Below are 17,027 nucleotides of genomic sequence, written 5' to 3' on the forward strand. Positions count from 1 at the left end.
TCGTGGATGGAAGCATTTCCCTTCGGCCGCGGCTGGTTTGGTACGTCGTGGGGCGTAGTTGGGAGGTTGACTGCTGCGCCGGGGGAGGTAGTGGAAGTCGGGCCTATGCGCGGACGTCTTGCCACGTGAGCTACACGGGCGTGCCGTACGCCGCTCCCCCGGTCGGCGACAAGCGATGGCGTCCACCTGCTCGGCCGAAACCGTGGTCGGGGGTGCGCGACGCTACGGCGCCGAGCACCCCGTGTGCGCAGCAACTGGGGGCAGTCGGGTCGGAGGACTGCCTCTACCTCGACGTCCGGGTGCCGCGTGACGTGCGGCCGGGCGAGCGGCTGCCGGTCCTGGTGTGGTTGCCAGGCGGCGGCTTCGTGACCGGAGCAGCCAAGGAGTACGACGGCACCGAGCTGGCCACGTCCGGCCGGCTGATGGTTGTCACGGTCAACTATCGCCTCGGAGCACTCGGCTACCTCTCGTCCCCCGCGCTCGGCGAAGGCAACTACGGTCTGATGGACCAGGCCGCTGCACTGCGCTGGGTACGGCGCAACGCCGCCACCTTCGGTGGAGACCCCGCCAACGTCACACTGGCCGGTCAGCCCGCTGGAGCACGCTCGGTGTGCGCACTGCTGGCCTCACCGCTCGCCCGCGGCCTCTTCGACCGTGCGACCATCCAGAGCGGCGCGTGCGAGAACAGAGTGCCGACGCTGGCCGAGGCACGAGCCTTCGGCGCCCGCGCGACCGAGGATCTGGGCTGCACGACAGCGCCTGATGTCGCGGCCTGCTTGCGCGAACGCCCAGCCGGCAAGGTACTTGAGGCGCTCTCGAGCATCCCGCTAACGCCGCACGGCCGCAGCGGCGACCGCCCTTGGGGCCCGTCAGCCGGTACGACGGTGCTGCCGAAGCAACCGGGGGACGCGCTGCGCAGCGGGACTGCTGCCCGGGTGCCGCTCCTGATCGGCGGGACCGCTCACGAGATGCGTGGATTCCTCTCGCGGCAGTCGTCGTCGCTGACGGCAGCGCAGTACAAGGCGGTGCTGGTCGAGACGTTCGGCGACCGGGCGGACGCCGTACTCGCGAAGTACCCGGTGACCACCAGTCCGGCGCTGGCGTTGGCGACTGTGCTCAGTGACTGGGGTGGCTTCATCGGTGCGTGCGCTGTGCTGCGGACTGCCCAGGCGGCCGCCAGGTATCAGCCGGTCTACGCCTACGAGTTCGCCGAGGACAGCGGACGGGTGCTGCCGGACGGCTACCCGCTCGGCGCCTTCCACAGCTCGGACCTGCCGTACCTGTGGGCCGTCGATATGCCGCAGAACCCGTTCCCGCCACTCACCCCAGACCAGGAACGCCTGTCCGACACGATGATCGGCTACTGGTCGGCGTTCGCTCACACCGGCAACCCCAACGGCGCCGGACGTCCCAAGTGGTCCACCTTCAACAACTCCGGCACGGTATTGGGACTTGCCACGACTGGGGTCGCGCCAACGCCGTACGGCGCCAACCACCAGTGCGGCTTCTGGCAGGGTCTACCGCGCTGAGTGCGTGGTGAAGCGCGCCGCAGGGCCGCCAGTCAGGTGGTCCGATGGGAGGGTGCGGCCGCAGAGCACGAGGAGGAGGTCTTGGGCCTGGCCGGACAGGACCTCCCCGGTGCCGTGCGTCCAGTCGAGGTCGGTGGCGCGAAGCTGGACGCCGGTGAGGTCCACGCCGAAGTACTTGAGGTGACGGGGATTCACACCGTCGAGGACGCGACGCAGACGGTCCTCGGGCACCCGCCGGTCGATGCCCAGCGCAACGGTGATGTCGAGGCCGTGGACGACGTCGTGGGAGAGCGCACCCTCGTACCCGCCGCCCGGTGGCTTCCACGGGTGGTTGACGTTCTGCCGCAGGCACTCCGTGAGCTCGTGCCGCGAGAGCTCGGCGGCGTCCTGCCGCGCCTGGCGGTCCGAGAGCTTGTTGAACTTCCCGCCGGCCCGGACCATCCCCAGCAAGAACCGAGGCATGGACATCCGGTAGGGCATGGTGATGTGAGCGACGACCTCGCGCACCCGCCACCCCTCGCACAGGCTCGCCCTGTCCCAGTCCTCATCCCGCAACCCGCCCAGCAGCTCAGCAAGGTCAACTCGCTCCCCCGCCACCAACGTTCTGATCTCCGTCATACCCCACCGACGAACGGCCTCCGCTCAGACAGACAGCTCGTCCAGCCGGCGTCGCAGGTATTTCCGTTCGGCGTCTGTGGTGGCGAGGTCCAGGGCCTCGCGGTAGGACGTTGCGGCCTCGTGGTGTCGGCCGAGGCGGCGGAGGAAGTCGGCGCGGGTGGCTGGGAGCAGGTGGTAGCCGGCTAGAGGGCCGGCGGCGAGGTCGTCGAGCAACTTCAGGCCTACTGCGGGACCGTCTGCCATGCCGATCGCTACTGCGCGGTTGAGTGCGACCACTGGGGTCTGCTTGAGCTGGCCGTACAGTCCGGCGATCTGCGGCCAGTCTGTGTCGGCCGCCGTACGCGCGGTCGCGTGGCAAGCCGCGATGGCGGCCTGCACCTGGTACGGACCGGGGCTGCCGCGGCGCAGGGTTGCATCCAGCAGCTCGACGGCCTCGGTGATGGCTGCGTGGTCCCAGCGGGTGCGGTCCTGGTCGTCCAGCGTCACCAGTACGCCGTCTGCGGTCAGGCGCGTGTCCCGCCTTGCGTCGTGCAGCAGCATCAGTGCGAGCAGTCCGGCGGCCTCGGGCTCGTCCGGCATGAGTTGCACGAGCAGTCTGGCCAGTCTGATCGCTTCACTGGTCAGGTTGCTGCGGAGGACGTCGGAGTACCCCTCGTTGAACAGCAGGTACAGCACAGCCAGTACGGCGGGCGTCCGCTCAGGCAGCAGGTGGGCAGGCGGGACGCGGTACGGGATGCCGGCGTGCTGGATCTTCTGCTTCGCCCTGGTCAGCCGCTTCGACATGGTCGTCTCCGGGACCAGGAACGCGCGTGCGATGTCCGCCGTACTCAGACCTGCCAGCGTCCGCAGCGTCAACGCGACGCGCGCCTCCATCGCCAGCGCCGGATGGCAGCAGGTGAACATCAACCGCAGCCGGTCGTCGGGTACGTCGTACGGCTCGTCGGGCTCGTACTCCACAGCAGCCACCTCTTTCAGCTTCGCGACGCCGACCGCCTCACGACGCAGCCAGTCGATCGCGCGGTTGCGCGCAGTGGTGGTCAGCCAGGCACCGGGCCTGTCCGGTACGCCGTCCCGCGGCCAGCGCTCCAGCGCCGCCGCGAACGCCTCCTGGGCGCACTCCTCGGAAAGCTCCCAGTCACCGGTCACGCGGATCAGGGTGGCGACCACCTGGCCCCACTCCTGCCGGTAGATCTCCTCGAAGGTCACACGATCCCCGGCGGCGGCTCCAGCACCGGGCGGATCTCGATCGTCCCGTAGGTCGCGAACGGATGCTTGGCGGCGATCTCGATGGCCTCGTCCAGGTCGGCGCAGTTGATCAGCACGAACCCGCCGATCTGCTCCTTGGTCTCCGCGAACGGACCGTCGGTGAGCAGTAGCTCGTCGTTGCGAACCCGCACGGTGGTCGCCTCGTTCGGCGGCCGCAGCCCGGCCCCGCCCTCGACCACGCCGCGCTGCTCCATCTCCTCCGACCAGCCGCCGCACCCCTCGTTCGCGTGCGCCTCGGCCGTCTCGTCACCGCAGATCATCAGCAAGTACTTCACAGTCCTCCTCCAGGGGTCTCACCCCACCGACGAACAGCTCCAGCGGAAACAGACACCCCCACCGTAGAACGCCGGCGTCCCCGAGCACGTCGTACCCGGTCGGTGCCTTTCCGGGCGGTTTCTTGTTCGCTTTCCGGCCGGAGCGGACTAGCGTCGAAGGTGACGGATCGCCGGTGTCGAAGGGGAGGACTTGCGATGACCGGACGAGTAGTGCATTTCGAGGTGCCGTACGACGACGCCGACCGGGCGCGGGCGTTCTACGCCGACGTGTTCGGCTGGCAGGTCAACGTGATGCCGGAGCTGCAGTACACCAGTGTGTCGACCGGGCCGGTGACCGAGGAGGGGTTCCCGAAGGAGCCCGGCTACATCAACGGCGGCATGTTCGAGCGCGCCGGGGCGCCGGTCACCATCCCGGTGATCACCATCGACGTCGACGACGCCGACGCTGCGCTGGAGTCGATCGAGCAGCACGGCGGCAAGACGGTCGCGGCCAAGTTCGCGGTCGGCGAGATGGGCTTCGCGGCGTACTTCGAGGACTGCGAGGGGAACGTCCTCGGGCTCTGGCAGTCCGCGACCAGCTGAGTAATTCGGTCGCGGCCGGTCGCCGTACGCGGTCAGAGTGGTGAGCATGGTGACAGCGGCTCAGCATGAGGAGTTCGACCGCACCGGCCTGCTGCGGGTGCCCGGGGCGATCCCGGCGGGTGACGCGGCCGCGATGTGCGACCGGGTCTGGGACCACGTGCGCGCGGAGCATGGGATGGAGCGCGGCGATCCCGCGACCTGGCGCGTCGAGGAGCGGCTGTCCGGCCTGCGCAAGATTTCAGGCGGCCGGGAGTTCGAGCGCGTTGGCAGCCCGGCGGTCCGGTCCACCCTGGACGGGCTGCTCGGCGCATGGACCGAGCCGTCGAGGTGGGGTGTCCTGCTGGTCACGTTCCCACGCCATGAGCAGGCCGAGTGGGACGTTCCGTACGACGTCTGGCACAACGACTTCGTCCCGTACGACGCCGGCCGCGGGCTCCGCGCGGTCCAGATGTTCGTCCTGCTGAACGACATCCGGCCACAGGGCGGCGCGACGCTCGTACTCACCGGCTCGCACCACCTGGTGGCCCGGTACGCCGACCCCGCCGAGGACGGCCCGCATCCGAAGCGGCTGCGGAAGGTGCTCACGGGCGTCGACCCGTGGTTGCGGCAGCTGTGGGTGCGCGACGATGCCAACGGCAACGACCGGGTCCGGCGGTACCTGGCCGACGGCGGCGAGGTGGACGGCGTACCGCTGCGGGTGGTCGAGCTGACCGGCCAGGCCGGTGACGCGTACTTCATGCACTGCGACACCTTCCACTCGGCCGCGCCCAACTGCGGGGACGCGCCGCGGATGATGGCGACGAACATGATCCGCTGACCGCCGGGTGCCTACACTTTCGGGTATGCCCGACCGCATCCAGACCATCGCCTATCCCGCGCCCGGATCGCGCCCGTCGCGACGGGATCCGGAGCCGCTCGCGCCGCACGTGATCGTGCTGTTCGGGGCCACCGGCGACCTGGCCAAGCGCAAGCTGCTGCCCGGGTTGGCGTACCTGCAGCAGTCCAAGTTCGCTCCCGACGTACGCATCATCGGGATGGCGACAGAGCAGCTCAGCTCCGACGAGTTCCGGGAGAAGGCCCGGGACGCGGTGGAGCGGTTCGGGACGCACCGGATGAGCAGCGAGGACCTCACCCAGTTCACCGACCGGCTCGAGTACGTGCCGGCCACCGCCGGGCCGGAGGCGCTCGCGACCGCGGTGAAGGCGGCCGAGGCCCAGCTCGGGCCGGACGCCTGCCGGCTGCACTACCTGTCCGTGCCGCCGAAGTCCGCGCAGGCGGTGGTCGCGATGCTGCGAGACGCCGACCTGGTCGACCGGGCCCGGGTGGTGATGGAGAAGCCGTTCGGCGACGACCTGGCCACCGCGATCCGGCTCAACGACTTCGTGCACGAGACGTTCGACGAGGCGCAGATCTTCCGGATCGACCACTTCCTCGGCAAGGAGGCGGCACTCAACATCCTCGCCTTCCGGTTCGCGAACGGCCTGTTCGAGCCGATCTGGAACCGCAACTTCATCGACCACGTGCAGATCGACATCCCCGAGTCCCTCGGCCTGGACCAGCGAGCCACCTTCTACGAGCCGACCGGCGCGTTCAAGGACATGGTCGTCACCCACCTCATGCAGGTGATGTCGTTCGTCGCGATGGAGCCGCCGACCGCGCTGGAGCCGCGGGCGATCTCCGAGGAGAAGAACAAGGTCTTCCGCTCCATGCTGCCGATCAACCCGGCCGACGTGGTCCGCGGCCAGTACAGCGGATACCGAGGCGAGGAAGGCGTCGCGCCGGACTCCGACACCGAGACCTTCATCGCGCTGAAGGTCGGCATCGACAACTGGCGGTGGGCCGGCGTCCCCTTCTACCTGCGCACAGGCAAGCGGCTGGCCGAAGGCATGCGGATCATCTCGATCGCCTTCAAGGAGGCGCCGAAGACCATGTTCCCGGCCGGCTCCGGCGTCGGAGGCCAGGGCCCCGACCACCTGACCTTCGACCTGGCCGACTCGTCGCGGGTCTCGCTGTCCTTCTACGGGAAGCGACCCGGCCCCGGGATGCGGCTGGAGAAGCTGTCGATGCAGTTCTCGACGCAGGAGACCGAAAGCGCGGGCGACGTACTGGAGGCGTACGAGCGCCTCATCCTCGACGCAATGCGCGGCGACCACACCCTCTTCACCACCGCCGAAGGCATCGAGTCCCTCTGGGACCGCTCCGCCCTGCTCCTGGAGGACCCACCCCCGGTCAAGCCCTACCAACCCGGCACCTGGGGCCCCAACGCCATCCACCAACTCATAGCCCCCCGAGCCTGGCGCCTCCCCTTCGAACGCGAATGGCGCGAATCCAAGTAAGTCTTTCCCACGCTGCGACCACGCTTCGCTGCGCTCGCTCGCGCGGCTCCTGCCCGCCCTTGGTTCTGCCGGCAGAAATGTGGGCGGGCGGGAGCCGGGCGGAGCGGGCGACGGAGGAGCACGCGTAGCACGGCGTGGGAAAGAACTGCGTGGGGAAGAACTGCGTGTCAGGGCTGTGGCGGCTTCGTGTCAGGGCGGGCCGGGAGGGTTGCTGTCATGAGCGCGACCACACGGTATGAGGGAGATATCACGATGGGAACTGGCAGCACTGGCTTCTCGGCGGCAGGGGTGCGCCGACTGCACGACGTACTGCGGCGGCATGTCGACTCCGGGAAGGTGCCTGGGGTCGTGGCGCTGGTCAGCCGGGGCGGGGGGACTCACGTCGAGGCGATCGGGACGATGCATCACGACGGCGGGGCAGACGTACGGCGGGACACGATCTTCCGGATGGCGTCGACGTCCAAGCCGCTCTCGATCGCTGGAGCGATGGTGCTGCTCGACGAGTGCAGGCTGCGGCTGGACGACTCGGTCGAGCAGTGGCTGCCCGAGCTCGCCGACCGGCAGGTGCTGAAGCGGATCGACGGTCCGCTGGACGACACCGAGCCGGCGCGGCGGCCGATCACCGTGCGGGACGTGCTGACGTCGACGTTCGGGCTCGGCATGGACATGACGGTGATCGGCACGCCGATCATGGGCGCGATCTTCGAGCAGGGGCTGACCCCGAACCTGCCGGAGCCGATGCCAGAGCCGGACGAGTGGATGCGCCGCCTCGGCACGCTGCCGCTGATGCACCAGCCCGGCGAGCAGTGGCAGTACCAGCTCAGCAGCGACCTGGTCGGCGTACTCGTCGCCAGGGTCACCGGCCAGTCGTTCGAGTCGTTCCTGCGGGAGCGCATCTTCGAGCCGCTGGGGATGAAGGACACCGGCTTCCACGTGCCCGAGGACAAGATCGACCGGCTACCGGACCTCTACGCCCCCGACCCGCAGACCGGCGAGTTCCTGGTCTGGGACGAGGCGAAGGGCGGACGGTGGAGCAAACCTCCGGCGTTCCCGGGCGGCGGTGGCGGGCTCGTGTCCACCGCTGACGACTACCAGGCCTACTTCCAGATGCTGCTGAACGGCGGGATGCACGGGAACGAACGGATTCTGTCCCGGGCCGTCGTGGAGCTGATGACCACGAACCGCCTGACCCCGGAGCAGACTTCCGCCCGGACCGCTCTGGCGCGGGACAACGTGCACATCTCGTTCGGCCAGGGGCAGCACGGTGGCTGGGGCTTCGGGATGGCGGTGCGCACCTACCGGGGTGACTACGCGCCGGTCGGCCAGTTCGGCTGGGACGGCGGCAGCGGCACCTCGACGTACGCCGACCCGGCCAACCAACTGACCGGAATCCTGCTCACCCAAGTCGGAGCCTCCGCCCCCAACTCGATTCACTTCATGCACGACTTCTGGACCACCCTCTACCAGGCAATCGACGACTGACACCGAGGCCAGGGCCGGGGCGCCGCTCCGGCCCTGGAGTGGTCAGCCGGTGTGGAGGATCCGGAAGTTCGCGGGGTCGGCTGGGTCTCGGTCGACTACCTGGACCGGTGGCCAGGTCCATTGCCAGACGCTGATGCCTTCGGTGCGGGAGAAGCTGATCTGGCCGCGGGTTCCTGCTACTGAGACCTGCGGCCAGGATTGGCCGGTGCGGAGTACCTCTGCGAGTACGGCGATCGCGTCGTACCCCTCATACGCGACGAAGGACGGGGTTCCGTTGAGGGTCTTCTCGACTCGGGTGCCGAGTGGAGTGAGGTGCTCGGGAAGATAGCGCAGGAACGGGATCGCGGCGCCGTCGTCGCCGAGTAGCCTCGCCCACTCGGTGAACTCTGGTTGGCCGGCTGGGGCGCCGATCAGGGTGCCGGCGAGGCGCTGGTCGCCGCGGACGGCCTTGACGATCGGGACGGCCGGGTCTGGGATGCCGACCAGGAGGAGCAGGGCTGTTGCTTGGTTGGCGACTAGCTCGTCGCACACGTCAGTAGGGGTGAGGGTGGTTATGTCGAGTGCGATGACTGCGCCGCCGTGGGAGGCGACGTAGTCCTGCAGGATGCGGGTGCCGGTTGCCCAGTAGACGCTCGGTTGGGTTGCTACGGCGATGCGGGTGTGGCCGGCGCTGAGTAGGAAGTCCGCGTAGATCCTCCAACCGCGGGATTGCGGCGGGGAGAGGCGCGCTACCCAGTCGGTCGGCTGCTCGGTGAGCGCGTCGAGGACGGCTGACGAGCAGAGGTACGGCAAGCCGAGCGCGTCGGCGCGGGCGGCGGCCGATCGAGCGACAACGCTGTGGTACTCCCCCACCAAGGCAGCCACGCCTAGGTCCGCCAGCTCATCCACAGCGGCCGCAGCCTTCTGCGGATCGGCCGCGGTGTCCCGCACCACCAACTCGAGCGGCCGCCCGTCGATGCCACCCGCGTCGTTGACGTCGCTCAACCCCAGCGCCAACCCGGCGAGCAACTGTTCCCCCGCCTCAACCCACCCAGGCCGACTGAGCGGAGCAAGGGCACCAACCTGAACCGACGATCCCACCGGCGTGACCATGCCGCACATTGCATCCGCCACCATCACCGATCGGCAAGCCGATTACCTGCTCGCCCGAGGCGTGGGAAGGAACTGAGGCATTGCCCGGGGTTGGTTGTCGGGCGCACTATCGAGGTGTGATGTGAGTCACAAACATCTGGGTGGGGTCTGGAGGTGGGCGGATGACCGGGACCAGGACGCACATGACTGCGGAGCGGGCGCCGTGTGGGCGGGTGGGTGACGCCGACCGGAGCCAGGAGGACGACTTCGAGGGGTTCCGGATGGACGATGTGCGGTACGCCTGCGGGTGCCGCCGGATCCGGCACGAGTTTCATGACGGGAGTGTGCGGATCCAGACCGTGCGGCACGACGGCAAGATCCTGATGGACGAGCACAGCGGCGATCACGAAGCCTGACGGGGCGGGCGGACATGACATTTCACGACGTCGTGGTGATTGGTGGCGGCGGCGCGGGGTTGCGGGCTGCCATTGCGGTGGCGGAGACGAATCCGGCCTTGCGGGTGGCGGTGGTGTCGAAGGTCTATCCGATGCGCAGTCACACGGTGTCGGCCGAGGGTGGCGCCGCGGCGGTGGCGGCGGACGACGACTCGCTCGACGAGCACGCCTACGACACGGTGTCCGGCAGCGACTGGTTGTGTGACCAGGACGCGATCGAGGCGTTCGTGCAGGAGGCGCCGCGGGAGTTGCTGCGACTGGAGCACTGGGGTTGCCCGTGGAGCCGGCAGCCGGACGGGCGGATCGCCGTCCGGGCGTTCGGCGGCATGAAGAAGAAGCGCACCTGGTTCGCCGCCGACCGGACCGGCTTCCATCTGCTGCACACCCTGTTCCAGACCGCGCTGTCCTACACCGACATCATCCGGTACGACGAGTGGTACGTCACCAAGATCCTGGTCGACGACGGACGCGCGTACGGCGTCGTCGCGATCGAGCTGGCGACCGGCCGGATCGAGACCATCACGGCGAGCGCGGTGATCGTGTGCACCGGCGGCTGCGGCCGGGTCTACCCCTTCACCACGAACGCGAACATCAAGACCGGTGACGGGATGGCGCTCGCCCTGCGCGCCGGCGCCGCCCTGAAGGACATGGAGTTCGTCCAGTACCACCCGACCGGCCTGCCGTTCACCGGCATCCTGATCACCGAGGCGGCCCGCGCCGAAGGCGGCTGGCTGCTGAACAAGGACGGCTACCGCTACCTGCAGGACTACGACCTCGGTAAGCCGTCCCCTACCCCGGTGCTGCGCAGCATGGAGCTCGGTCCGCGCGACCGCCTCTCGCAGGCGTTCGTGCACGAGCTCGACAAGGGCCGCACGATCGACACGCCGTACGGGCCGGTGGTGAACCTGGACCTGCGGCACCTCGGCGCGAAGCTGATCGACGCCAAGCTGCCGTTCGTCCGAGAGCTGTGCTCGAAGTACCAGAACATCGACCCGGTCAAGGAGCTCGTGCCGGTCCGGCCGGTGGTGCACTACATGATGGGCGGCATCCACACCGACATCCGCGGCGCGACCTCGCTCGAAGGCCTGTACGCCGCCGGCGAGGTGGCCTGTGTCAGCATCAACGGCGCGAACCGGCTCGGATCGAACTCGTTGCCGGAGTGCCTCGTCTTCGGCAACCGGGCCGGCCGGGCCGCGTCGGTGTTCGCCGGCCGCTACCGCACCGCCGTACCGAAGGCGATCGAGGCGCAGGGACGCGACGAGGTACGACGGCTGACCGAGGAGCTGACCCGGCACGCCGAGGGGCACGAGCGGATCGCGGACATCCGGACCGAGATGCAGACCACGATGGAGAACGGCGCCGGGATCTACCGGGACGGCGACTCGCTGGCGAAGGCGGCCGAGCAGCTCGCGGAGCTGCGGCTGCGGTTCACCCATGCAGCGATCGACGACCACAGCACGAGGTTCAACACCGAGCTGATCGCGCTGCTGGAGCTCGACTTCATGCTGGACGTTGCCGAGAGCATCATCGCCTGCGCGCTGCGCCGGGAGGAGTCGCGGGGCGCACACCAGCGCGTCGACTTCCCGGCCCGCGACGACGAGCGGTTCCTGGCGCATTCGCTGGTACGGCGGGACCCGGACGGAACCAGCCGCGTCACGTACCTGCCGGTGACCATCACCCGCTGGCCGCCGGGAGAACGGGTGTACGGGAGGTAGGGATGGCAGACGAGATCACCCTGGAGGTAGCGCGCTACCGGCCCGACCAGGACTCCGAACCGGTGATGCAGTCCTACCAGGTGCCGCTGCGCGAACACTGGGCCGTGCTGGACGGGCTGTCGTACATCAAGGACAACCTGGACGGCACGCTGTCGTTCCGTTGGTCGTGCCGGATGGGCATCTGCGGTAGCTGCGGTATGACGATCAACGGCGAGCCGCAGCTGAGCTGCGCGACCTTCCTGACCGACTACGCGCCCGGTCCGGTGCGGGTGGAGCCGCTGCGGAACTTCCCGGTGATCCGCGACCTGGTCATCGACATCGACGACTTCATGACCAAGCTGCCCGAGGTCAAACCCTGGATCGTCCGGGACGTGCACAGCCCGGTCGAGGAGGGCGAGTACCTGCAGACGCCGGAGCAGTTGGCCGAGTACCAGCAGTTCAGCATGTGCATCAACTGCATGCTGTGCTACTCGGCCTGCCCGGTCTACAGCCTCGAGCCGGAGTTCATCGGGCCCGCAGCGATCGCGCTGGCCCAGCGCTACAACCTGGACTCGCGCGACGAGGGTGCTGAGGAGCGTCGCGCCGTACTGTCGTCGCCGGAAGGGATCTGGGCGTGCACCTTCGTCGGTGAGTGCAGCGCGGCGTGCCCGAAGGGTGTGGACCCGGCCGGCGCGATCCAGCGGTACAAGCTGACCGCGGCGACGCAGTCGATCAAGGACCTGCTGATGCCGCGGAGCCGGCGATGAGCACGTACCAGCGGCCGCTCAACCTGTTCTGGTGGCTGGAGCGCCGGTCGTACCTGCTGTTCGTGCTGCGTGAGTTGAGCTGTCTCTTCGTCGCCTGGTTCGTCGTCTTCCTGCTCCTGCTGGTGAAGGCGGTCAGCGACGGTCCGGCGGCGTACCAGGACTTCCTCGACTGGAGCGGGCAGTGGTGGATGATCGCGATCAACGTGATCGCGATGGCGTTCGTGCTCCTGCACACGGTCACTTGGTTCGGGCTGGCGCCGCGGGCGATGGTGATCCGGCTGCGCGGGCAGCGGATACCGCCGCCTCAGGTGGTCGTCGGGCACTACCTGTTGTGGCTGGTGCTGTCGGCCGTCGTCGCCTGGCTGGTACTGCGATGAACCGCCGCCGCCCGTACCCGGAACCGCTGCTCTGGATGCTGTTCAGCTCCGGCGGCATGGTCGCCGCGTTGATGGTGCCGATCCTGCTGTTCCTGTTCGGCATCGCGTTCCCACTGGACCTGCTGTCGCCGCCGGACCACTCGCACCTGCTCGCCATACTGCGGAACTGGATCACCCGACTGGTCCTGTTCGGGCTGTGCACACTGTGCCTGTTCCACTGGGCGCACCGCTTCCGCTTCACCCTGTACGACGGTCTCCAGCTCAAGCGGTACGGCGCACCGATCGTCGTGCTGTGTTACGGCGGCGCCATAGTCGGGACCGTGGTCGCCGCCGCACTCCTGCTGTCCGTCTGACGTAGGGTCTGCGGCATGCGGGAGATCGTGGTGATCGGCGTCGGGGCGGGCGATCCGGAGCAGGTGACGATGCAGGCCGTGTCGGCGCTGAACCGGGTCGACGTGTTCTTCGTACTGGACAAGGGCGAGGTCAAGCAGGAGCTGGTCGACCTGCGGGAGGAGATCCTGCGCCGGTACGCGACGGACAAGGACTACCGGGTCGTCGTCGGCCGCGATCCGGAGCGGGACCGGACCACCAGCGCGTACGTCGAAGCCGTCGACGACTGGCGACGGCGCCGGGCCGACGTGTGTGCGGAGCTGATCGCGTCGGAGCTCGGCGAGGACCAAGTGGGCGCGTTCCTGGTCTGGGGTGACGCGTCGCTGTACGACAGCACGCTGGCGATCCTGGACGACATCCTGGCGCGCGGTGAGCTCGCGTTCGAGGTCGAGGTGATCCCGGGGATCAGCAGCGTGTCGACGCTGGCGGCACGGCACCGGGTCGGCCTGAACCAGGTGGGCCGGCCGATCCAGATCACCACCGGGCGCCGGCTGGCGAAGGCGTGGCCCGAGGATGTGGACGACGTGGTCGTGATGCTGGACGCGCAGACCGCGTTCACCGAACACCTCGACCAGGACGCGGACATCTACTGGGGTGCCTACTTGGGAACGCCGGATGAGCTGCTCATCTCGGGTCCGCTGCGCGAGGTGGCGGCGGAGATCGAGAAGGTCCGCGCCGAGGCGCGAGACCGCAAGGGCTGGATCATGGACACGTACCTACTGCGCAGGAACACAGAAGAGAACTAGCCCGCCTTCGGCGGCGATATGGGGAGCTTCGGCGGTTGCGAACGGTGCTTCTGCGACGGATGTCTTACGGACTGATGCCGGGCTGGTGAGAGGCAAGACAGTCGGCGGCGTGCGGGTGTTCAACGGGGGTTCCGTATGCGGCGCCGCCGGTGGGGGCGTTGCGGTGGGAGGCGCCGCGGGCGGTGGAGCCGTGGGGTGGGGTGCGTGCGGCGGTCGACAAACCGAGTGCGTGTCGGCAGCAGGCCAACCCGGAGGCGCCGGACGGGTCCACCAACGAGGACTGCCTGTACCTGAACGTCACCACACCCAAGCAACCGTCCAGCAAGCCGCGGGCTGTGGTGGTGTGGATGCCTGGCGGCGGGTTCTTCTCCGGCGCGGGCAGCAGCTATGACGCGGAGAAGTTTGCGACCCGGGGTGACGTGGTCGTGGTGACGGTCAACTACCGGCTCGGGATCTTCGGCTACCCCGGGCTCGCCGGCTCCGGCACGTACGGCATCCAGGACCAGCGACTCGGCGGCTGGGATGCCCCACTGTCCGAGACGTAGCAGGTGCTGTCGAACCAGATGGTCGACTACTGGACCGCATTCGCCCGCACCGGCAACCCCAACGACCCAGGCCGACCACACTGGTCCCCCACCGACAGCACCTCAGCCACAGGCCTGTCCCTGGCCCCCACCGACCAGGGCGGCATCCAGCGGGTCGACCTGACTGCCGAACATCACTGCACCTTCTGGTCAGGCATCCGCTGATCGACGGAGCAGCAGAGCGACAGTGAGTACGAGCGCCGCGAGGACGAAGCCAGCGGCAGCAAGCCACGCGGCGCCGTACCCATCTCGAAGAGCCAGTACGTCGCTCGCACCCTCACCCAACCGGCTAGCAGTCGTCGACGCAGCCAGGGTGGCCAGTACGGCGGTGCCGACCGCAGCGCCCGCCTGCTGCGCAGTGTTGTTGAGTCCGGAGGCCAGACCGGCGTCACCGGGCTCCGCGCCCGACATGGCGAGCATGATCGCGGCCGGGATGGCCAGACCGATGCCGGCGCCCATCACCGCGAGCACTGGCGCGACGTTGACGACGTACGAGCCGTCGACAGGTGCCTGGCTGATCCACAGCAGGGCGACAAGGAAGGCGGCGAGTCCAGCGGTGAGCATGACTCGTGGGCCGAAGCGGACTGTCAGGCGCGGTGCGATGGACAGCGACATCACGGCGTTCATCAGCGGCGCGGGGAGGAATGCCAGGCCAGTGGTGAGCGAGTCGTAGCCCAGCACGCGCTGCACGTACAGCGCGGTCGTGAACTGGAAACCGAAGCCGGCTGCGAACAGCAGCACCACGACGACGTTCGCCACCGTGACCTGTCGCTTGCGGAAGATGTGCAGGGCGAGCAGGGGGTTGGCGATGCGCGCCTGCCGCAGTACGAACGCAGCCAACAACAGCACCGAGACCATAGCCAGGATGAGCGTGCGCAGCAGCGACGCGTGCGGCTCAGCAGTCTGGACGATGGTGTAGACGCCAAGCGAGAGTCCTGCGGTCACCAGTACGGCGCCCAGCACGTCAGCGCCGTTGCCGAGGCCCAGGCCCCGCTCCCCCGCCAGCACCCGTACGGCGAATGCCAGCGAGAGCAGTCCGATCGGCACGTTGATCAGGAACGCCCAGTGCCAGCCGACGGTCTGGGTGATGACGCCGCCGAAGATCAGGCCGATGGACGCGCCGCTCGCCGCGGTGAAGCTGTAGACACCCATCGCCCGGGCCTGCTCACCCGGAGCCGGGAACAGCTTGACGATCATGCCGAGGATGACGGCGGACGCGAGCGCCCCGCCGACGCCCTGCAGGAACCGCCCGGCGATCAGCACACCGGCGCTGGTGGCGAGGCCGCACAGCAGCGAGGCGGCGGTGAACAGGGCGAGACCGGCGACGAAGACGCGGTTGCTGCCCAGCAGGTCGCCGACCCGGCCGGCCAGCAGCAGGAGGCCGGCGAAGGCGATCAGGTACGAGTTCATCACCCAGGCCAGGCCGGCCTGCGAGAAGCCGAGGTCATCCTGGATGGTCGGCAGCGCGACGGTCACCACGGTGCCGTCGAGGATGATCATCAGCTGCATCACGCACAGCACGACCAGGGCCTTCACGCGGCCGTCGATCGTGGGTGCAGGGGTTGCCGAAGTGGTCGTCATGAAAACGACCATAACAGATAGTTCCGTAGTAGACGATCTTTTAGTGGATCATGGGGTGCGTTGGCGGGCTCGTCGTACCGGCTGCGCCTCGACCGGGGTGGACAGGTGGCCGTCGACAAGCTCGGCGAGGGCGTGCACGAACGGCGTGCGCTCGTCGGCGGCGAGCGCGGCCAGGGCCTCGGCGTGCACCCGGTCGACGATCCGCTGGCCCTCGTGCGCGATCTCGGCGCCGGCGTCGGTGACGGCGATGATCCGGGCCCGGCGGTCGGTGGCCGACGGTTTGCGCACGGCGTACCCGGCCTTCTCCAGCGCGTCGACGGTGACGACCATGGTCGTCTTGTCCAGGTACGCCAGCTCGGCGATCTGGATCTGCGTGCGCTCTGCCTCAAGCGCATGCCGCAGGACGCACTGCATCCGCAGTGTGAGCCCGACCTCCGCCAGCGCCGCGGACAGCTGCGTCTCGAGCACATGACCGGCATGCGTCAGGTAGCCGGTGAGATCAGGAACAGTCCGAGCTGGGGTTGTCGCCATACCTCGAGACTATCCCGCGCCAGATAATCCCGTCCCGGATCATCCCGGCGGAAAAGCGACATCGCGGTGCGCAGGTACGGCGAGGGCGGGACTCGGGTTGCTGACCCTGGCCGTGCTGGGTGGCCTCTATGCCTTCGTGCCGCCACTACCGCCTCTGCAGGTGACACGCCCCGCCGTCCTGCAGGCAGCGCTGAGACAACGCGACATCGGTGTGGCCCTGGCGCTCACCTGTCTGATCGTGACGGCACACTTCGGCACGTACACGTACGTCACCACGTTCCTCCGCGAGTCCATCCAGCCGGAGCTCCTGAGTGGACTGCTGCTCGTCTACGGCGTAGCCGGCCTGGTCGGCAACCTCGTCGCCGGCAGCAGCGCGGCCCGGCACCTGCACGCGACGTTCCTGACCTGCGCGGGCCTCATAGCCGCCGCCACACTGCTGTTGCCCGTCCTCGGACGCAGTACGGCGGGAGCGGTGATCCTCCTGGTCGTCTGGGGACTCGGGTACGGCGGAGTGCCCGTCTGCTCGATGAGCCTCTTCGCCAAGGCGCTCCCCCGGACCCGCGAGGCGGCGACCGTGTTGTTCACCTCGTCCTTCCAGGCCACGCTGTCCGCCGGTGCTCTGCTGGGTGGGCTGGTCGTCGACGCGTGGTCGGTCTCGGTCGCGATGGTCTCCGGCGGGCTGTGCGCTCTGCTCGCGTGCACCGTGCTGCTGGGGTTCAGAAGGGCCACGTAGCATCTCGTGG

19 protein-coding genes and 1 pseudogene are annotated in these 17,027 nt (G+C 68.7%); 14 read left to right on the forward strand and 6 right to left on the reverse strand.

Going from position 1 to position 17,027, the window contains the following annotated elements:
- Positions 1 to 125: 125 nt before the first annotated feature.
- A complete protein-coding gene (locus ACIBGM_RS30925; protein WP_396387523.1) occupies positions 126 to 1,529 on the forward strand; it encodes a carboxylesterase/lipase family protein in 1,404 nt (467 codons plus the stop codon).
- On the opposite strand, the gene ACIBGM_RS30930 is transcribed toward ACIBGM_RS30925, so the two are convergent.
- Genes ACIBGM_RS30930 through ACIBGM_RS30940 form a run of 3 tightly spaced genes read right to left on the reverse strand, consistent with a single transcriptional unit; the run spans position 1,518 to position 3,688 of the window.
- The gene (locus ACIBGM_RS30930; RefSeq protein ID WP_360533668.1) at positions 1,518 to 2,147 is read right to left on the reverse strand and encodes a maleylpyruvate isomerase family mycothiol-dependent enzyme; all 630 of its coding nucleotides are present in this window, start codon (positions 2,145 to 2,147) and stop codon (positions 1,518 to 1,520) included. The two genes, ACIBGM_RS30925 and ACIBGM_RS30930, sit on opposite strands and share 12 nt — an antisense overlap.
- A 24-nt stretch (positions 2,148 to 2,171) precedes the next feature.
- Entirely contained in the window at positions 2,172 to 3,353 is a 1,182-nt protein-coding gene (locus tag ACIBGM_RS30935) for an RNA polymerase sigma factor (protein WP_360533671.1), read from the reverse strand.
- Positions 3,350 to 3,688 (reverse strand): YciI family protein, encoded by a 339-nt coding sequence (locus tag ACIBGM_RS30940; RefSeq protein WP_360533674.1) that lies wholly within the window; start codon positions 3,686 to 3,688, stop codon positions 3,350 to 3,352. Before ACIBGM_RS30940 ends, ACIBGM_RS30935 begins: the two co-directional genes overlap by 4 nt.
- Positions 3,689 to 3,883: 195 nt before the next feature.
- On the opposite strand from ACIBGM_RS30940, the gene ACIBGM_RS30945 reads away from it, so the two are divergent.
- From ACIBGM_RS30945 to ACIBGM_RS30960, 4 genes are all read left to right on the forward strand, one after another.
- Positions 3,884 to 4,270 carry a VOC family protein gene (locus ACIBGM_RS30945; protein WP_360533677.1) on the forward strand — a complete coding sequence of 129 codons (387 nt, stop codon included), beginning with the start codon at positions 3,884 to 3,886 and terminating at the stop codon, positions 4,268 to 4,270.
- 46 nt (positions 4,271 to 4,316) lie between these two features.
- Complete coding sequence (locus tag ACIBGM_RS30950; protein WP_360533680.1) at positions 4,317 to 5,087, forward strand: phytanoyl-CoA dioxygenase family protein; 771 nt, start codon at positions 4,317 to 4,319, stop codon at positions 5,085 to 5,087.
- Between the two features lie 25 nt (positions 5,088 to 5,112).
- Complete coding sequence (gene zwf, locus ACIBGM_RS30955; protein ID WP_360533683.1) at positions 5,113 to 6,606, forward strand: glucose-6-phosphate dehydrogenase; 1,494 nt, start codon at positions 5,113 to 5,115, stop codon at positions 6,604 to 6,606.
- A gap of 252 nt (positions 6,607 to 6,858) precedes the next feature.
- The gene (locus tag ACIBGM_RS30960) at positions 6,859 to 8,088 is read left to right on the forward strand and encodes a serine hydrolase domain-containing protein (protein WP_396387524.1); all 1,230 of its coding nucleotides are present in this window, start codon (positions 6,859 to 6,861) and stop codon (positions 8,086 to 8,088) included.
- A gap of 42 nt (positions 8,089 to 8,130) precedes the next feature.
- Here the strand turns inward: ACIBGM_RS30960 and ACIBGM_RS30965 are convergent, their stop codons facing one another.
- On the reverse strand, positions 8,131 to 9,204 hold the full coding sequence (locus tag ACIBGM_RS30965) for an ABC transporter substrate-binding protein (protein ID WP_396387525.1): 1,074 nt from the start codon (positions 9,202 to 9,204) through the stop codon (positions 8,131 to 8,133).
- Between the two features lie 137 nt (positions 9,205 to 9,341).
- On the opposite strand from ACIBGM_RS30965, the gene ACIBGM_RS30970 reads away from it, so the two are divergent.
- The 8 genes and pseudogenes from ACIBGM_RS30970 to ACIBGM_RS31005 all read left to right on the forward strand — a co-directional run bounded on the left by ACIBGM_RS30970 (position 9,342) and on the right by ACIBGM_RS31005 (position 14,337).
- Complete coding sequence (locus ACIBGM_RS30970; RefSeq protein WP_132213771.1) at positions 9,342 to 9,575, forward strand: hypothetical protein; 234 nt, start codon at positions 9,342 to 9,344, stop codon at positions 9,573 to 9,575.
- A gap of 14 nt (positions 9,576 to 9,589) precedes the next feature.
- A complete protein-coding gene (frdA, locus tag ACIBGM_RS30975) occupies positions 9,590 to 11,329 on the forward strand; it encodes a fumarate reductase (quinol) flavoprotein subunit (protein WP_396387526.1) in 1,740 nt (579 codons plus the stop codon).
- 2 nt (positions 11,330 to 11,331) lie between these two features.
- On the forward strand, positions 11,332 to 12,075 hold the full coding sequence (locus ACIBGM_RS30980) for a succinate dehydrogenase/fumarate reductase iron-sulfur subunit (protein ID WP_360533696.1): 744 nt from the start codon (positions 11,332 to 11,334) through the stop codon (positions 12,073 to 12,075).
- Positions 12,072 to 12,452: a fumarate reductase subunit C gene (locus ACIBGM_RS30985; RefSeq protein ID WP_396387527.1), complete on the forward strand. Its 381-nt coding sequence runs from the start codon at positions 12,072 to 12,074 to the stop codon at positions 12,450 to 12,452. Before ACIBGM_RS30980 ends, ACIBGM_RS30985 begins: the two co-directional genes overlap by 4 nt.
- The gene (gene frdD, locus ACIBGM_RS30990) at positions 12,449 to 12,805 is read left to right on the forward strand and encodes a fumarate reductase subunit FrdD (RefSeq protein ID WP_396387528.1); all 357 of its coding nucleotides are present in this window, start codon (positions 12,449 to 12,451) and stop codon (positions 12,803 to 12,805) included. Before ACIBGM_RS30985 ends, frdD begins: the two co-directional genes overlap by 4 nt.
- Positions 12,806 to 12,820: 15 nt before the next feature.
- Positions 12,821 to 13,588 (forward strand): precorrin-6A synthase (deacetylating), encoded by a 768-nt coding sequence (gene cobF, locus ACIBGM_RS30995; protein ID WP_396387529.1) that lies wholly within the window; start codon positions 12,821 to 12,823, stop codon positions 13,586 to 13,588.
- Between the two features lie 137 nt (positions 13,589 to 13,725).
- Positions 13,726 to 14,133 (forward strand): annotated as a pseudogene (locus ACIBGM_RS31000) (carboxylesterase family protein); the annotation flags it as partial.
- Between the two features lie 3 nt (positions 14,134 to 14,136).
- Positions 14,137 to 14,337 carry a carboxylesterase family protein gene (locus ACIBGM_RS31005; RefSeq protein WP_396387530.1) on the forward strand — a complete coding sequence of 67 codons (201 nt, stop codon included), beginning with the start codon at positions 14,137 to 14,139 and terminating at the stop codon, positions 14,335 to 14,337.
- Here the strand turns inward: ACIBGM_RS31005 and ACIBGM_RS31010 are convergent.
- Together ACIBGM_RS31010 and ACIBGM_RS31015 are read right to left on the reverse strand one after the other, a co-directional pair.
- Positions 14,323 to 15,753, reverse strand: coding sequence for a DHA2 family efflux MFS transporter permease subunit (locus tag ACIBGM_RS31010; protein ID WP_396387531.1), 1,431 nt, complete (start codon positions 15,751 to 15,753; stop codon positions 14,323 to 14,325). The two genes, ACIBGM_RS31005 and ACIBGM_RS31010, sit on opposite strands and share 15 nt — an antisense overlap.
- Positions 15,754 to 15,801: 48 nt before the next feature.
- On the reverse strand, positions 15,802 to 16,284 hold the full coding sequence (locus ACIBGM_RS31015) for a MarR family winged helix-turn-helix transcriptional regulator (RefSeq protein ID WP_396387532.1): 483 nt from the start codon (positions 16,282 to 16,284) through the stop codon (positions 15,802 to 15,804).
- Here ACIBGM_RS31015 and ACIBGM_RS31020 point away from each other — a divergent pair.
- Entirely contained in the window at positions 16,247 to 17,017 is a 771-nt protein-coding gene (locus tag ACIBGM_RS31020) for an MFS transporter (protein WP_396387533.1), read from the forward strand. The two genes, ACIBGM_RS31015 and ACIBGM_RS31020, sit on opposite strands and share 38 nt — an antisense overlap.
- Positions 17,018 to 17,027: the final 10 nt, after the last annotated feature.

The sequence above is a fragment of the Kribbella sp. NPDC050470 genome, from assembly GCF_044458365.1.
Classification (GTDB): Bacteria; Actinomycetota; Actinomycetes; order Propionibacteriales; family Kribbellaceae; genus Kribbella.

Excerpts from the sequence above, each read along its gene's own strand:
- ACIBGM_RS30930 (WP_360533668.1), bottom strand. The coding sequence starts at position 2,147 with ATGACGGAGATCAGAACGTTGGTGGCGGGGGAGCGAGTTGACCTTGCT.
- ACIBGM_RS30945 (WP_360533677.1), top strand. The coding sequence starts at position 3,884 with ATGACCGGACGAGTAGTGCATTTCGAGGTGCCGTACGACGACGCCGAC.
- ACIBGM_RS30950 (WP_360533680.1), top strand. The coding sequence starts at position 4,317 with ATGGTGACAGCGGCTCAGCATGAGGAGTTCGACCGCACCGGCCTGCTG.
- zwf (WP_360533683.1), top strand. The coding sequence starts at position 5,113 with ATGCCCGACCGCATCCAGACCATCGCCTATCCCGCGCCCGGATCGCGC.
- ACIBGM_RS30960 (WP_396387524.1), top strand. The coding sequence starts at position 6,859 with ATGGGAACTGGCAGCACTGGCTTCTCGGCGGCAGGGGTGCGCCGACTG.
- ACIBGM_RS30965 (WP_396387525.1), bottom strand. The coding sequence starts at position 9,204 with ATGGTGGCGGATGCAATGTGCGGCATGGTCACGCCGGTGGGATCGTCG.
- ACIBGM_RS30970 (WP_132213771.1), top strand. The coding sequence starts at position 9,342 with ATGACCGGGACCAGGACGCACATGACTGCGGAGCGGGCGCCGTGTGGG.
- frdA (WP_396387526.1), top strand. The coding sequence starts at position 9,590 with ATGACATTTCACGACGTCGTGGTGATTGGTGGCGGCGGCGCGGGGTTG.
- ACIBGM_RS30980 (WP_360533696.1), top strand. The coding sequence starts at position 11,332 with ATGGCAGACGAGATCACCCTGGAGGTAGCGCGCTACCGGCCCGACCAG.
- ACIBGM_RS30985 (WP_396387527.1), top strand. The coding sequence starts at position 12,072 with ATGAGCACGTACCAGCGGCCGCTCAACCTGTTCTGGTGGCTGGAGCGC.
- frdD (WP_396387528.1), top strand. The coding sequence starts at position 12,449 with ATGAACCGCCGCCGCCCGTACCCGGAACCGCTGCTCTGGATGCTGTTC.
- cobF (WP_396387529.1), top strand. The coding sequence starts at position 12,821 with ATGCGGGAGATCGTGGTGATCGGCGTCGGGGCGGGCGATCCGGAGCAG.
- ACIBGM_RS31010 (WP_396387531.1), bottom strand. The coding sequence starts at position 15,753 with ATGACGACCACTTCGGCAACCCCTGCACCCACGATCGACGGCCGCGTG.
- ACIBGM_RS31015 (WP_396387532.1), bottom strand. The coding sequence starts at position 16,284 with ATGGCGACAACCCCAGCTCGGACTGTTCCTGATCTCACCGGCTACCTG.